13 protein-coding genes are annotated in these 15,319 nt (G+C 65.9%); 8 read left to right on the forward strand and 5 right to left on the reverse strand.

Translation table 11 applies throughout. The annotated features are described in order from the left end of the window. The first annotated feature begins 40 nt into the window (after positions 1–40). From FBY31_RS14110 to FBY31_RS14135, 6 genes are all read left to right on the forward strand, one after another. Positions 41–994, forward strand: coding sequence for an ABC transporter permease (locus FBY31_RS14110; RefSeq protein ID WP_142042120.1), 954 nt, complete (start codon positions 41–43; stop codon positions 992–994). Then, a complete protein-coding gene (locus tag FBY31_RS14115) occupies positions 991–3,093 on the forward strand; it encodes a dipeptide/oligopeptide/nickel ABC transporter permease/ATP-binding protein (RefSeq protein WP_142042124.1) in 2,103 nt (700 codons plus the stop codon). The genes FBY31_RS14110 and FBY31_RS14115 overlap by 4 nt, the downstream gene beginning before the upstream one ends. Then, positions 3,090–4,100, forward strand: a complete 1,011-nt coding sequence (locus FBY31_RS14120) for an oligopeptide/dipeptide ABC transporter ATP-binding protein (RefSeq protein WP_142042127.1) — start codon at positions 3,090–3,092, stop codon at positions 4,098–4,100. The genes FBY31_RS14115 and FBY31_RS14120 overlap by 4 nt, the downstream gene beginning before the upstream one ends. 65 nt (positions 4,101–4,165) lie before the next feature. Beyond that, positions 4,166–6,460, forward strand: a complete 2,295-nt coding sequence (locus FBY31_RS14125; protein ID WP_142042130.1) for a family 78 glycoside hydrolase catalytic domain — start codon at positions 4,166–4,168, stop codon at positions 6,458–6,460. 5 nt (positions 6,461–6,465) lie between these two features. Next, the gene (locus FBY31_RS14130; protein WP_142042133.1) at positions 6,466–7,293 is read left to right on the forward strand and encodes a nucleoside hydrolase; all 828 of its coding nucleotides are present in this window, start codon (positions 6,466–6,468) and stop codon (positions 7,291–7,293) included. A gap of 114 nt (positions 7,294–7,407) precedes the next feature. Beyond that, positions 7,408–7,986: a hemerythrin domain-containing protein gene (locus FBY31_RS14135; RefSeq protein WP_142042136.1), complete on the forward strand. Its 579-nt coding sequence runs from the start codon at positions 7,408–7,410 to the stop codon at positions 7,984–7,986. A gap of 27 nt (positions 7,987–8,013) precedes the next feature. Here FBY31_RS14135 and FBY31_RS14140 read toward each other — a convergent pair whose 3' ends face one another. Next, a complete protein-coding gene (locus FBY31_RS14140) occupies positions 8,014–8,853 on the reverse strand; it encodes a helix-turn-helix transcriptional regulator (protein WP_200833374.1) in 840 nt (279 codons plus the stop codon). Positions 8,854–8,940: 87 nt separating this feature from the next. Between FBY31_RS14140 and ilvD the strand changes: the two genes are divergently transcribed. Further along, positions 8,941–10,806: a dihydroxy-acid dehydratase gene (gene ilvD / locus FBY31_RS14145; RefSeq protein WP_142042142.1), complete on the forward strand. Its 1,866-nt coding sequence runs from the start codon at positions 8,941–8,943 to the stop codon at positions 10,804–10,806. Between the two features lie 29 nt (positions 10,807–10,835). Further along, a complete protein-coding gene (locus FBY31_RS14150; protein ID WP_142042146.1) occupies positions 10,836–11,300 on the forward strand; it encodes a phage tail protein in 465 nt (154 codons plus the stop codon). Positions 11,301–11,514: 214 nt separating this feature from the next. On the opposite strand, the gene FBY31_RS14155 is transcribed toward FBY31_RS14150, so the two are convergent. The 4 genes from FBY31_RS14155 to FBY31_RS14170 form a co-directional block, all read right to left on the reverse strand. Beyond that, positions 11,515–12,117: a TetR/AcrR family transcriptional regulator gene (locus tag FBY31_RS14155; RefSeq protein WP_142042149.1), complete on the reverse strand. Its 603-nt coding sequence runs from the start codon at positions 12,115–12,117 to the stop codon at positions 11,515–11,517. A 269-nt stretch (positions 12,118–12,386) separates the two neighbouring features. Then, positions 12,387–13,253 (reverse strand): alpha/beta fold hydrolase, encoded by an 867-nt coding sequence (locus FBY31_RS14160; protein WP_142042152.1) that lies wholly within the window; start codon positions 13,251–13,253, stop codon positions 12,387–12,389. A 49-nt stretch (positions 13,254–13,302) separates the two neighbouring features. Next, on the reverse strand, positions 13,303–14,301 hold the full coding sequence (locus FBY31_RS14165; protein ID WP_142042155.1) for an NADP-dependent oxidoreductase: 999 nt from the start codon (positions 14,299–14,301) through the stop codon (positions 13,303–13,305). 268 nt (positions 14,302–14,569) lie between these two features. Beyond that, positions 14,570–15,283 carry an SDR family oxidoreductase gene (locus tag FBY31_RS14170; protein WP_142042158.1) on the reverse strand — a complete coding sequence of 238 codons (714 nt, stop codon included), beginning with the start codon at positions 15,281–15,283 and terminating at the stop codon, positions 14,570–14,572. Positions 15,284–15,319 lie beyond the last annotated feature (36 nt).

Genomic DNA, 15,319 nt, shown 5'->3' on the forward strand with positions numbered 1-15,319 from the left:
CCTCACCAAAAAGGAGGGCCCGCCCGGCAAGGCCTGACCGATGGAGGTCACCATGGCACTATTCATCACCAAGCGCCTGCTGATGGCGCTGGCCACCGTGCTGGTGGTTGCAGTGCTGGCATTCCTGCTGGTGCACGCAATGCCCGGCAGCCCGGGCGCCGTGTCCCTCGGGGCCGGCGCCTCCCAGGAAGCCATCGACGAAGTCAACCGGCGCCTCGGCTGGTCAGACCCCCTCCTGGCCCAGTTCTTCACGTGGCTCGGCGCAGCAGTCCAGGGTGACCTCGGTATCTCACTGATCGACGGACGCTCCGTCAGCGCGGACCTGGCCAGCAGGCTCCCCGTCACCGCCTCCCTTGCCGCCGGCGCCACCTTGCTCAGCGGGATCCTCGGCATCGCGCTGGGCGTCACCGCCGCGGTCCGGGGCGGGATCGTGGACCGCATCATCGGCGGCGTCGCCGGCATGGCCGTTGCCCTGCCGGCCTTCTGGATCGGCATCATCTTCGTCTACCTGCTGGCCGTCCAGTCCTCCGTCTTCCCGGCCACCGGCTACGTTCCCTTCGAGGTCTCACCCCAGGACTGGGCACTGTCCCTGGCGCTGCCGGTGATCACCCTGGCCGTGGGCGGCGGCGCGTTCATCGCCCGCCAGACCAGGGCTTCCATGCTCGAGGCGCTCCAGCAGGAACACATCCGTACCCTCCGGGCCACCGCCACCCCCACCTGGAAAATCCTCTATGTCCACGCCCTGCGGTACGCCAGCCTCCCCATCGTGGCCGCCATCGCGCTGCAGTTCATCCAGCTTTTCGGCGGCTCCGTCATCGCGGAGCAGCTGTTCGCCATGCCGGGCCTGGGCCAGGCCGTCCAGAACTCCGTCAGCACCCATGACGCCCCGTCCGTCCAGGGCGTCGTAGTGATCGCCACCGTTGTGGTGGTCGCCGTGAACCTGGTGCTGGAACTCGCCACCAAGTTCCTCGACCCGAAGTTGCGTGCCTCATGATTCCCAACGTTGCCCCCGCACCTGCAGACTCCGCGGAGCCGACGGCGGCTGCCGTCCTTCCCAGGGCCCCGCGCCAAAGCGCGGCGAAGAAATTCTCCGGCAGCAAGCTGTTCGCCTCACCGGCGAGCATCGCCGGCGTGATCTGGCTGGCCGCGCTCGTGGTCGCCTCCCTCACCGCGCCGTTGTGGCTGCCCTTCAAGACAGAGGACCAGGACTTCACCGCCGTCCTGTCCGGACCCACCGCCGCCCACTGGCTCGGTACCGACGAACTGGGCCGGGACCTCCTGAGCCGCATCTTCGCCTCGGCAGCCGGCACGCTGGGGACGTCCATGATCACGGTGATTGTCGCCGTCGGCCTCGGAACCCTCCTGGCGATGCTGGCCGCAGCCGCCGGGGAACGCGTGGAAAACGTCATCAGCCGCGTCACCGAAATCATCATGTCTCTGCCCGGCACGGTGATCATCCTGGCCGTGATCGGTGCCGTGGGAACCAACATCCCGATGATCATGGGAATCCTGGGTGTGCTGATCTCCGCGGGCATCTACCGGGTGATGCTGGGCCAGGCGAAGTCACTGCAGTCCCAGCTGTACGTTGACGCCGCCAAGGTGGACGGCGTCAGTCCTGCCGGTATCAGCCTCCGGCACGTGCTGCCCGGCCTGACCAACACCATCGTGGTCCAGGCCGCCCTGATCTTCGCCGTCGGCATGCTCATCCAAGCCGGACTGGCGTTCATCGGCTTCGGCCCGCCCATTCCGCAGCCGAGCTGGGGCGGCATGATCCAGGGCGCCTCCCAGCACGTCTACGACGCCCCCTGGCTCATGGTTCCTACCGGCGCCGTGCTGGCACTGACGGTCCTGGCCGCCAACGCCATCGGCAACGCCCTCGGCAAGGCACCGAACGCCACCGCCTCGCACCTGCCCTCCGCCGCAGCGCGGCGGCAGCGGGCCAAGGCCGTCGCGGCGATCGCGGCTGCTGTCGCCGCGGCAGCTCCCGCTCCCCAGGATTCCGCGAAGGACACGCTCAGCGTCCGCAATCTGTCCGTCGGCGTTGACTCTGTGGGTGCAGGCAAGGGGGTCCGCCTGGTCACGGACGTCTCCTTCGACGTCGAACCCGGCACCGTCCTGGGCCTGGTGGGCGAGTCCGGCTGCGGCAAGACCATGACGGCGCTGTCCCTCCTGGGCCTGCTGCCCTCCGGGGTCTCCGTGACCGGCGGACAGATCCTCTGGAACGGCAAGAACCTGGCCGCGGCCACCGAGAAGGACATGGAAGGCATCCGCGGACGCGACATCGCCCTCATCTCACAGGAACCCATGCGCGCCCTGGACCCCATGTTCACCGTGGGCTACCAGCTCACCGCCGCGATCCGGCGCCTGCGGGGGATGGGCAGGGCCGAAGCGAAGGCCGAGGCCCTGACCCTGCTGGAAAAGGTGGGCATCGTGGACGCCGCGCGCATCCTGAAGACCTACCCGCACCAGATCAGCGGCGGCATGGCCCAGCGCGTGGCCATTGCCCTGGCGCTCTCCGGCCGTCCCCGCCTGCTGGTGGCGGACGAACCCACCACCGCGCTGGACGTCACCGTGCAGGCCGAGATCCTCTCGCTGCTGCGCAGCCTGGTGAAGGACACCGGAATGTCAGTAGTGATGGTGACGCACGATCTTGGCGTGGTGGCCGACCTCTGCGACCAGGTGGCCGTGATGTACGCAGGCGAGGTGGTGGAGAACGGCCGGACGGACAGCATCCTGGACAATCCGCGCCACCCTTACACCCTGGCCCTGCTGGCCGCCGACCCGCACGCCAACCACGCCGCGGACATGCCGGAGCGGCTGGCCACCATCAGCGGCCAGGTTCCCCAGCCCAAGGACTGGCCCAGCACGTGCCGGTTCGCCGCGCGCTGCCAGTTCGCCGGTTCTGCCTGCATGGTGCCCGTCCCGCTGCTGCCCTCCGGCGCGGGTGACGGCGTGGTGCGCTGCGTCAAAGCGGACGAACTCGCCGTCGAAGGCCTGGACTGGGTGGCCACCGATGTACCCAGTCACCATGTCCTAAACCTGGTGGAAGCTCCGGCTGTTGCAACCCGAACTGTTGAAAAGGATCCCGCATGAGCACCGCAACCTCGGTACGCCCGGAAGCACCGCTGCCCGCTGCCGCCCAGCCGCTGCTGGAGGTCAAGGACCTGGTGGTCCGGTACGGGCGGGGCCGCAAGGCAGCCGCCGCACCCGCCGCCGTCGACGGTGTCAGCTTCAGCATTGCTCCCGGAGAAACCGTGGGACTGGTGGGGGAGTCCGGCTCCGGAAAATCGACCATCGGCAAAGCCATCCTGGGCCTGCAGAGGGTCTCCGGCGGGTCCATCACCTACAAAGGCAAGGACATCACCTCGGCCGGCGCGTCCCAGCGCAGGGCCTTGGGCGGGGAACTGCGGGCCGTTTTCCAGGACCCCAACTCCTCCCTGAACCCCCGCAACAGCGTGGGATCCTCACTGGCAGAACCGCTCCGGCTCCGTGGTGTGTCCGCCGCCGAGGCCAGGCAGCGCGCCGAGGACATGCTGGAACGCGTGGGCCTGCCCCGCGAAGCCGTGGACCGGTACCCGAGCCAGTTCTCCGGCGGCCAGCGGCAGCGGATTTCCGTGGCCCGCGCCCTCATTTGCGATCCCAACCTGGTGGTCTGCGACGAAGCCGTGAGCGCCCTGGACCTCTCCACGCAGGCGCAGGTGCTGAACCTCCTGGCCGACCTGCGAGACGAGCGCGGCCTGGGCTACCTCTTCATCGCCCACGACATCGCGGTGGTCCAGTTCCTGGCCCAGCGCGTGGTGGTCCTTTACCGCGGGCAGGTGATGGAAAGCGGACCTGCAGCGGCTGTCACCGAGAATCCGAAGCATCCGTTTACCCGGGCCCTCGTGGCAGCGTCACCGGTGCCGCGCCCCGCGGAGCAGGCCGCGCGCCGGCAGGCCCGCGAGTCGCTCGGTGTGCGCACGGGCGCGGCCGCGGTGCCCAGGCCCGGCGGCTGCCCCTTCCGGCTGCGCTGCCCGTTGGCGACGGACAGGTGCGCCGCCGAACGCCCGGCCCTTCGCACGGTGGGCGGCTCCGACGTCGCCTGCCACTACGCCTCCTGACCGCCTTTCCTTAGCAACTGACCTTCCGCCACCTCGTGGCGGCCAGCAGAACGGAACACCACCACATGCCACTGGCACCCTGGCAAGCAGCCATGATCACCCCCGACGAAGACTTCGACGGCGCCCCGCTCCTGCGCAAGGAATTCCAGCTCGCTGAGGGGCACGGTGCAGTCGCCAAGGCGACGTTGCGGGCCACTGCCTACGGCATTTACGAGGCGCTGATCAATGGGGTTCCGGTGGGTAACGACGTGCTGAGCCCCGGCTGGAGCTCGTACGAGTGGCGGCTCCGCTACCGCAGCTACGACGTGACGGCGCTGGTGCAGCCCACCACCGTCCTGGGCGTCGAGTTGGGCAATGGCTGGTACCGCGGGCGCCTCGCCTGGCATGGCATGTCCAATCTCTATGGGAGTGAGCTGGGCTTCTTCGGGCAGTTGGACATCGAATTCGAGGACGGTTACGTCCAGTCCGTCGCTTCGGATTCCTCCTGGCAGTCCGGCCCCTCCGCCACCACCTTCAACGACCTCTATGACGGCCAGACCATCGACGCCCGCCGGAACCAGCCCGGCTGGGCGGAGCCAGGCTTTGACGCCGGCACGCCTGCCGGTTGGGCCGGCGTGCACACGCTGGAGTTCGACGTCGACCGGCTGGCCGAGCCGGTGGGCCCGCCCGTGGTGCGCACCGCCGTCGTCAACCCCCAGCAAATCTTCACGTCACCCAGCGGCAAGGTGCTCGTGGACTTCGGCCAGAACCTGGTGGGCTGGCTGCGGTTCACCGTGAAAGGCGAGGCCGGGCAGGTTATTACGGTGCGCCACGCCGAAGTACTGGAGGACGGCGAGCTCGGCGTCCGCCCGCTGCGCTCCGCCAAGGCCGCGGACACGTTCATCCTGTCCGGCGGCGAGGACTTCTTTGAGCCCACCAAGACGTTCCACGGCTTCCGCTACGCCGAGGTTTCCGGCTGGCCGGGCACGTTGACCGCGGACTCGCTGGAGGCCGTGGTGGTCCACTCCGATCTGGAACGAACCGGCACGTTCGAGTGCTCCAACGAGCTGGTGAACCAGCTGCACCGCAACATCGTCTGGGGCCTGCGGGGCAACTTCCTGGACCTGCCCACGGACTGTCCGCAGCGTGATGAGAGGCTCGGCTGGACCGGCGACATCGGTGTTTTCGCGCCGACCGCGGCGTTCCTCTACGACGTCAAGGGCTTCCTGCAGGACTGGCTGCTGGACCTGGCTGCCGAGCAGAAAGCGGCGGACGGCCTGGTGCCCATCACCGTCCCTGATGCCCTCAAGTACTGCCCGCAGCCGGCCGAGTTCCCGTCGCCGGAATCATCAGCCCTGTGGAGCGAAGCCTCCGTCTGGGTGCCGTGGGCGCTGTGGGAGGCCTACGGTGATGACACCGTGCTGAGGAACCAGTACGAATCGATGACGTCGCACACGCGCCGGGCGGAAGGCCTGCTGTCTCCCACCGGACTCTGGGACCAGGGTTTCCAGTTCGGCGACTGGCTGGACCCGGACGCAGATCCGGACAAGCCGTGGGACGCGAAGGCGGACACCGGCGTTGTGGCCACCACGTGCATGTTCCGCACCGCCTCCATCACCGCCAAAACGGCACGGCTGCTGGGACACCAGGAGGATGCCGAGTACTTCGAGCAGCTGGCGGCCCGGGTTCAGGCCTCCTTCCTGAAGCACTATGTTGCCGGGGACGGCACCATCCAGAGCGACTGCACCACCGTTTACGCGCTCGCCATTGCCTTTGGCATCCTGCCCAGCCCCGAGCACGTTGACTTCGCGGGCGAACGCCTCGCCGAGCTGGTCCGGAAAAACAACTTCCGCGTCTCCACCGGTTTCGCCGGCACCCCCTTCATCACCGGCGCCCTCACGGACACTGGCCACAGCGGGGAGGCCTACCGCCTGCTCCTGGAACAGGGCTGCCCGTCCTGGCTCTACCCCGTGACCATGGGCGCCACCACCGTGTGGGAGCGCTGGGACTCGATGCTTCCGGACGGCACCATCAACCCGGGCGAGATGACCAGCTTCAACCACTACGCCCTGGGTGCCGTTGCCGATTGGATGCACAAGGGAATCGGTGGCATCAGCCCGCTCGCACCCGGTTACAGCAAGATACGGATCGCGCCGGTGCCGGGCGAAGGCATCGACTGGGCGAAGACATCCCTGAAGACACCGCATGGAACCGTCCGCGTGGAATGGAAGCTCGACGACGGTTCGTTCCACCTCGAGGTGACGGTACCTGGGGGAGTGGAGGCCGGCGTCGTACTTCCGGGCGGCGGGCAGCACACCGTCGGCGGCGGCACGCACCGCTTCAGCTCGCCAGTTGCGCTGGCCGTTTCGAAGGGGTTGTAGGCGCTGTGGCAGCTGCGGCTAATACAGCCGGAGAACTGCTCGTGGTGGATAACGACTTCGGTGGCGATCCTGACGGCCTCGTGTCCCTCGCACATATCCTCTTGCGTTCCGGCCCGGATATGACCGTCCTGGTGACGACGTCTCCTCTGGATCCGGGACTGGCCGAAGCTGCAGGTGCTGACCCTGCAACCACGGCCGGCCGCGGTGCAGAACTTGCCGGGCAACTCCTGGAGTTGATGGGGCTCAGCGGTGTACGGGTGATCACGGGTGCGGAGGCCACCGGGGTCACGCCCGAGCAGGTGAGCCCGGCGGCACGCGCAATCGCTGAGGAGTCCTCACGCTTCGAGCGGACCACAATTCTCTGTGGAGGACCACTGACTAACATCGCTGCCGCGCTGCGGCTTGACCCGCCACTCGCTCGCAGGGCGATGCTGGTGTGGGTGGGTGGAACGCTGGCTGAAGCGGATCGGGGAGAGTACAACTCAGACACTGACCTCGACGCTGCAACGGAGGTCTTGGCGTCAGGGATCCCTCTTGTGAGGATCCCCTCGGAGGAGTACTCGCGAATGACCATTGCGGTGGATGCAGTCAAAAATGAGCTCGCAGCCGTGTCGGCAGTCGGCTCCTGGCTGGCGGAGCGCCTGCTCGACGTTCCGCCATTCGTGCAACTGGGCGGAACGCTGACGCTCGGTGACAGCGTTCTGGTGGCGTTCCTGCCAGGCGTCGATGCGCCTGCCAGGCGGGTTGCCCCAGGGACAGCAGTTCACGGCCAGGTGGACGGTGCCGCGCTGTGGGACGATCTGATGCGCCAGCTTGCGGCGCAAGGTAGTTAGCCCATTCGTTCAGTGGTTACGGTGGATTTCCACCTCTGGATCGCGTTGTTGCCGCGTGGTAATTTGACCCTCTTACGTCGCTTACAGGGAGCGATCCAGGAGGAGGACAAGCTCATGAGTGATACCAATTCCGCCGGAATGAACGTGGACGTCGTGGACATCCTGACCAGTGACCACCAGGACATGATTGCGCTGATCGGGCAGATTAAGAGTGCGCCCGGGGACGGCCAGCGCAGGGACCTGGCGGACACTTTGATCGCGGAGGTGATGCGCCATGCCGTGGCCGAGGAGATGTACGTCTATCCCGCCGTTGAGGACCATGTGCCCAACGGCAAGGACGAAGTGGAACACGACAAAAAAGAGCACGACGAGATCGTCAAGCTGATGAAGCGGCTGGAGAAGGTGGAGCCTTCCGACCAGACCTTCCTGGAACTGGTCCAGGAGCTCGAAGACCAGCTGAGCCATCACGCCAATGACGAGGAAACCGAACAGTTTCCCAAGCTCCGCCTGCACATCCCCCGTGAGAAACTCGTTGACATCGGCGAAAAGGTGGAGAAAGCGAAGAAGCTGGCGCCGACACGGCCCCACCCGAGCGCCCCGCATTCGGAGTTGTTCCACAAGACCTTGGGGGCGGGCGTCGGCATGGTGGACCGGATCCGCGACAAGCTCACCGGCAGGCACACGGACTCGTAGAGCGGGTGGCTGGGCAGCTGGTGGTAGCTAGCTGCCCGCTGAAAGGAGCCGCTGGATCTGCTCTGCCGCGTCGCTGTCCGGCGCGGGGGTGTAGACCACGATGTGGAGGTCAGGCCGGTCCGAGGGTGACACCTGATGGTGTTCGAGCCGGAGGACGCCCACCGCCGGGTGGTGGAACAAGCGTTCACGGGATTCGAAGCCGAGGATGTCGTACCGGTCCCAGCCCTCCTTGAACTCCGGGCTGGTCGCCTTGAGCCGCTCCACCTGGTAGGCCACGTCCGGATCGCCGAGCCGCTGCCCTGCTTCGGCCCGGAACTCGGCAAGGAACCGCCTGCTGGTGACGTCCCAGTCCGGGAGCAGCTCCTGGACGTACGGGTCCGTGAAGACCAGCCACAGCAGGTTCCGCTCCGGGGCGGCAACATTGGCGATGTTGGGATACAGCGCGGCGTAGGCCCTGTTCCAGCCGGTGACGCTCCAGTCCGGTGCCAGCGCGAAGGCGGGGTTGGGGCCGAGGGCGTCGAGGAGCCGTTGGATGTGGGCAGGGGCGTCGGCAGCCACCGGACCGGCGGTGACGGGCGCCGAATAACCGCCCAGTGACAGGACATAGGAACGCCCGGTCTCCGAGAGGTGCAGGGTCCTTGCCACGGCCTCCAGGACTTCGCGGGAAGGCCTGATGTCCCGTCCCTGCTCCAGCCACGTGTACCAGGTGACGCTGACCCCGGAAAGAAAGGCGATCTCCTCCCGCCGCAGCCCCCGCTCGCGCCGGCGGGCGACGGGCGGCAATCCATACTCGGACCGCAGGGCCTGGTCCCGGCGTGCCCGCAGGAACAGGCCCAGTTCCTTGCGCTTCTCGCCTGCCTCTTTCACGGCATCTAACACTAGTACCCGGGTACTCCTACTACTAGTATCAGCACTGTCTTCCGCCCTTTGGCCGGGTACGGCAGGATCGGTAGCATGCCTCCTCTTCGTTCCCGCACTGTCACCCATGGCCGCAACATGGCCGGAGCCCGCGCACTGCTGCGGGCCTCCGGCGTCGCCACCTCGGACATCGGCAAGCCGATCATCGCCGTCGCCAACTCCTTCACGGAGTTCGTCCCAGGGCACACCCACCTCGCCCCTGTGGGCCGGATCGTCTCTGACGCGATCCTCGCCGCCGGCGCCGTGCCGCGCGAGTTCAACACCATTGCCGTGGACGACGGCATCGCCATGGGCCACAGCGGCATGCTGTACTCGCTGCCTTCGCGTGACCTGATCGCCGACTCGGTGGAGTACATGGTCAATGCCCACTGCGCCGACGCCCTGGTGTGCATCTCCAACTGCGACAAGATCACCCCCGGAATGCTCATGGCCGCGCTGCGCCTGAACATCCCCGTAGTGTTCGTCTCCGGCGGTCCCATGGAGGCCGGCCGCGTGACCCTGACCGACGGCTCCGTGCGTTCCCTGGACTTGGTAAACGCCATTGCCGACGCTGTGGACGAGTCCATCTCTGATGCTGACATCAACCTCATCGAAGAGAACGCGTGCCCCACCTGCGGTTCCTGCTCCGGCATGTTCACCGCCAACTCCATGAACTGCCTGGCCGAGGCGATCGGCCTGGCCCTGCCGGGCAACGGCTCAGTGCTGGCCACCCACACCGCACGGAAGGCGCTGTACGAGAAGGCCGGCGCTACCGTCGTCGAGCTCGTAAAGCGCTATTACGACGGCGACGACGACTCGGTGCTGCCCCGCTCCATCGCCACCGCGAAGGCGTTCGACAACGCCATGGCCCTGGACATCTCCATGGGCGGCTCCACCAACACCATCCTGCACCTGCTGGCCGCTGCCCAGGAAGCGGGGGTGGACTACGGCCTGGCCGAGATGGACGCCAAGTCCCGCCAGGTGCCCTGCCTGGCAAAGGTGGCCCCGAACGTCGCCAAGGACAAGACCTACTACATGGAGGACGTGCACCGGGCCGGCGGCATCCCCGCCCTGCTGGGTGAGCTGAACCGCGGCGGGCTCCTGCACAAGGACGTCCACTCTGTGCACTCCGCCGACCTGGATGGCTGGCTGGATGACTGGGATATCCGCGGCGGCAAGGCCACCGAAGAAGCGAAGGCCCTGTGGCGCGCGGCTCCCGGCGGCGTCCGCTCCTCCACCGCGTTCTCCCAGTCGAACGAGTGGACTTCCCTGGACACCGACGCCGCGGAAGGCTGCATCCGCTCCGTGGAGCATGCCTACTCCAAGGACGGCGGACTGGCCGTGCTCCGCGGCAACGTGGCCATCGACGGTGCCGTGGTGAAGACCGCCGGCGTGGACGAATCCATCTGGACCTTCCAGGGCCCGGCCGTGGTGTGCGAGTCCCAGGACGAAGCCGTGGAAAAGATCCTGAACAAGGCCGTCAAGGAAGGCGACGTAGTGGTCATCCGCTACGAAGGCCCCCGTGGCGGCCCGGGCATGCAGGAAATGCTCTACCCGACGTCGTTCCTCAAGGGCCGCGGCCTGGGCAAGAAGTGCGCCCTCATTACGGACGGCCGCTTCTCCGGCGGCACCTCCGGCCTGTCAATCGGGCACATCTCCCCGGAGGCTGCCTCCGGCGGGACGATCGCCCTGGTGGAGAACGGCGACATCATCAGCATCGACATCACGACGCGCAGCCTCCAGCTGGAGGTCTCCGACGAGATCCTCGCCGAACGCCGCGAAAAACTGGAAGCCAATGGCGGTTACAAGGCCAAGAACCGGGACCGCCAGGTTTCCCCGGCCCTGCGCGCCTACGCCGCCATGGCCCTGTCTGCCGACAAGGGTGCGGTGCGGGACGTCTCGCTGGTCGAGAACCTCGTGTAGGCTGCGCTGGAACTTCCCAGGAGGATCCGTTGGCATACACCGTTGATTTCAAGAACGTCTCCACCGCTGGTTTGGAATCCTCACCCGTGGCGGAGGCGCTGGCCGGGCTGCGCGCCAACGAGGCGCGGTACTACAAGAACAAGTACGACCACGATTTCACCGTCACTCCCGCCGACGAGGCGCCTCAGACGGTCGAGTATGTGAATAACATCCTCTCCGCCGAGCGCAATCTCGTCATCTCGTCCCGTCCACTCGAAGTGTCTTCCTTCGAAGTGGACGGGCTGCGGATGGCGTACGTGTTCTACGAGTCCGGCCTGGCGATCAACGTGATGTACGGCCTCGAGGACGGGGCGAAACGGGCTGTTGGTTTCAAGCTCTCCGACGGCATGGACGTTCCGGAGGAACTGGCATCAACCTTCAAGTTCGCGCGCCAGAAGTCGAAGCTTGCAGGCGTGATCCGGGGTTCGTACTTCATGATCAAAGGTGAGTACTGAGGCAGGGACGGCCTGGCTTTATGGTCAGCGGTGTCCGGTGGTTCTCCTAACGGCCATCCATCAGGTTAGGGTCTTGACCGTTCACTGGTGAGCGTAAGAAAGGGCCTGAGGGACCCTATCCTGACGATGTTCGAGTCAGCTGCCTGACGTCAGGTTGGGGTGTAGTTCCGGCTGACACCGGCAAGTCTGACGGCGATAGGTGAAGGTTCTTGGTTCAGCGAGGCAGGAGCAGCCGGATCTGGGTCCTGATGTCCTGCACAATATCGTCGATGCGAGTAGCGGGGTTCGCACTCGCTGCCATGCTGAGGAACATGATCGCGGAGACGGTCCGTGCGGTTGTTGCGGCATCATTGGCACTGACAAATTCATCCCGGCCCAGGACGGCGGCGGTTGCTTCCTCGGTCTGCGCAACGATGGCGAGGGCTTCACTGTGGCGTGGCTCCGTCGGGTCCCCGAAGACCATCTCGCGCAGGTAGGTGCGCCCGTTGTCGACCTGGACGCGGTTGCACTCCACGATCGGCCGCACGATGGCCATCACTGCATCCAGTGCATCCGGGATAGTTTCAGCCTCGGCCCGGCCCCGCTCCAGTGCTTCCGCGTAGTGCGCGTTCTGTACGAGCAGGAGGAGTTCTCCCTTGGTCTTTGCGTAAAGGAACAGGGTTCCGGTGCCGATGTCGGCCTTGTCCGCGATTTGCTGGGTTGTGACATCCTCGACCCCGTGTTCCGCGAACAGTGCACTGGCCGCGGCGATGATGCGGTCGAGCTTCTGCTGTTTGTTCCGCTCGCGTCGTCCGAGCGGCTGGGGTGCGACGGGCATGAAGGTTCCTCCGTAAACTGACTGAACTCAGTTATGAGTATAACGACTAGGGAGAGTCAAGGACCCCGGCCTGTCTACTTGTAGCGGTGGGAGGGCTGGACTGTGTCTCATGTTGGGGAGCGCGGCGCCTATGTCACAAGGGTGAGTTTCCGAAGCCACCGGTATCACCTGGTGGGAAGGCTGCTTGACCGAACTGCTGGTAAAGAAGCTATCGCGGCCACGGTGTTGGCGAACTGTCGATGATGAGACGTAGAAGTTCTGAGCGTGAGTCAGTTGGCGAGGAATTCGACGGCGGCGGGTGCGAACTTGTCGTGGTGCTGAAAGATGCCGCAGTGGCCCGAGCCGGGGTAGATGATCAGTTCGGATCCCTTGATGCGCCGGTGCAGATCTTCAGAGAGGGCGGATGGCAGCATACGGTCGTTGTCGCCGTTTGCGATGAGGGTGGGGTGCGTGAGCGTCGACAGGTCCGAGGGTGCGGAGCGGCCGAACGCCTGGATTGCCTTCAGCTGCGTTTGGAATGCGCGGGTGCTGATCGGCTTGTCCCGGTCGATAATGCGCTCCTGAAGGCGCATGGTGAATGCCTTCGCTGCTGGTTTACCGGTGACGTTACGGTTGAAGAAGAGGAACTCCTTGGGATCTGACCGTGTCAGGGTTGCCCGGAGGATGTCCCAGTAGGTGGTGCCGACCACTTTTTCGATATCCTTTCCGCCGCGCGGGCCGGTTCCGGTGAACACGAGCTTGCGGACGAGGTCGGGATGTTTGAGGGCCAGGTCCTGGGCGATCATGCCGCCGAGGGAGAAGGAGAAGACGTCGATCTTGTCGAACCCGAGGGCGTTGATGAAGGTGTAGGCGTCGTCCGCCATTGCTTCGATGTTGTTGGGAACCTGCCCGGTGGAGGCGCCGACGCCGGGCTGGTCGAAGGTGATGACGTGGCGGTTCTTCGCGATGGGGTCGATGATGCGGGGATCCCAGCTATCCAAGGTGGCGGCGAGGTGCACGAAGAACACGACAGGAATGCCGCCCCTGGGCCCCAGCTCGCGATAGGCGTAGGTGGTGTCACCGGCGGTGAGGGCTTTGGTGGGTGCCTTCGCGTACGAGGTAACGAGGGTGCCGTGCGGAGTGCCGGTGTTGTCCATGGCGGTTCTTCTCCTACATGGTTTGTGAGGGGGGAAAGACTGGTTGGGGTTAGTGGGTCAGGGCGACCACTGCTTTGCCGCGGATGCTGCCTGCGGCCAGGGACTGCAGCGCTTCCGGGGTCTGGTCGAAGCTGAAGACCCTTCCTACGGTGGGGCGCAGCACGCCGTCGTCGACCAGGGCGCTTATCTGGCGCAGTTGGTCCCCGCTGGCGTGCATGAAAAGGAACTCATAGCTGACGCCGAGCTTCCTGGCCTGCCGCCGAGTCTTGCTGCTGAGTAGAGCGATTGCCAGGCGGAGCGCGGGATTCAGTCCGGCTTTGCGAGCGAATGCCGGATCCGGCGGGCCGGAGATCCCGATGGCCTTGCCGCCGGGCTTGAGGATGCGCAGTGACTTCTCGAGGTTCTCCCCGCCGAGGCTGTCGAGCACGAGGTCGTATCCGCTGAGGAACTGCTCAAAGTCCTGGGTGCGGTAGTCGATCATGATGTCCGCCCCGAGGTCACGCACGAAGCCGGCGTTGGAGCTGCTTGCGGTGGTTGCAACGGTCGCGCCGAGGTGCTTGGCGAGCTGGATTGCGATCGAGCCGACCCCGCCGGCGCCGGCGTGAATTAGAACCTTTTGTCCGGGTCGCACGTTGCCCCGGTCGATGAGGGCCTGCCATGCGGTCAGCGCCACGAGCGGCAGTGAGCCCGCTTCCTCCATGCTGGCCGATGCCGGCTTCAGTGCAAGGTCTTCCTCGGCGACGGCGATGCGCTCGGCGAAGGTGCCGATGCGGTCCTTGTCGGGGCGGCCGTAGACCTCATCGCCGGGCTTGAACCCGCGCACCTTTGCCCCGACCTGCAGCACGGTGCCGGCGACGTCGTTGCCAAGGATCAGCTGGAGTTTGTAAGGCAGGATCTGCTTGAACTCACCCAGCCGGATCTTCTCGTCCAGCTGGTTCAGGCCCGCGGCCTGCACCTGAACGAGAACATCGCCGTCCCCGACGATTGGCTCGGGGACGTCCGCCTCGCGCAGCGGCTCCCTGTATTTGGTGACGACGAATGCTCGCATGCCGTGATGCTCCTTCTGGGCGTGGTGTTGATAGCTGATGCCATTGGTGCAGCGACGGGGTCCCCGCTGCCGCGCGGGCACGTGGTCTGCACCGGCATTTCCTTCGGTTAGCGGGACAAATAATGACTGACGACAATCAATAATGACCGCACTCATATACTTGTCAAGGGGAGGCCTGCTCGGGGTAGCGCATGGCGTTTGATGACCCTGGTTGGGGAAGCGCCGTGGTCATGTGCGGTGGTTTCATGACCACGGCGCCACGCGTGTTCTAGGCGGTCTTGGCGGCCAACTGGGGGTAGAGAGCCTCGATGGGGGCGCTGAGTCCGGCTTTGAGCTGAACGGAGGTCTCGTCGGCCAGGACCTCGTATTCGCCGGCTTCGACGGCATCCATAACTTTGCGCACGAGATCGGCCGGGTCCATCTTGGGGTCGGTGGCGTTCGCAGCCATCGCCGTGTCGACGTACCCGACGTGGACGCCCACCACATGGACCCCTTCGGGGGCGAGTTCCAGGCGCAGCGAGTTGGTCGCGGACCAGAGGGCGGCCTTGGTGGCGCTGTAAATGCCGCCGACGGCGTACCAGCTCATTGCTGAGTGGATGTCGATGATCACCGAGTCATCCTTCGCGGACAGGATCGGTGCGAAGGCGCGGGCGAGGAACAGTGGGCCGAGGAAGTTCGTCTCGACGTTGTTCCGGATTTCCGCGTCGGTGTGGGTAAGGATTCCCGGGCTCGCCACGCTGGCCCCGGCGTTGTTGATCAACACTGTGACGTCCCCTGCGGCCTCGACGGCGGCCTGAATGGAGGCGGAGTCTGTGACGTCGAGGGTGAGCGAAACGATGCGCTCGTCCTCCCAGGTTCGGGGGGTGCGCGCGGTGGCGTAGACCTTGCTGGCGCCGCGGGCGAGGGCGTCGTGGACGAAGTGGGTTCCGATGCCGCCGTTTGCACCGGTGACGAGGACGACTGCTTCTTTGAGTGGGGGCATTTCACGAACTTTCTTATTATGGGGTTGCATCCGCAC

The organism is Arthrobacter sp. SLBN-100, assembly GCF_006715305.1.
GTDB lineage: Bacteria > Actinomycetota > Actinomycetes > Actinomycetales > Micrococcaceae > Arthrobacter.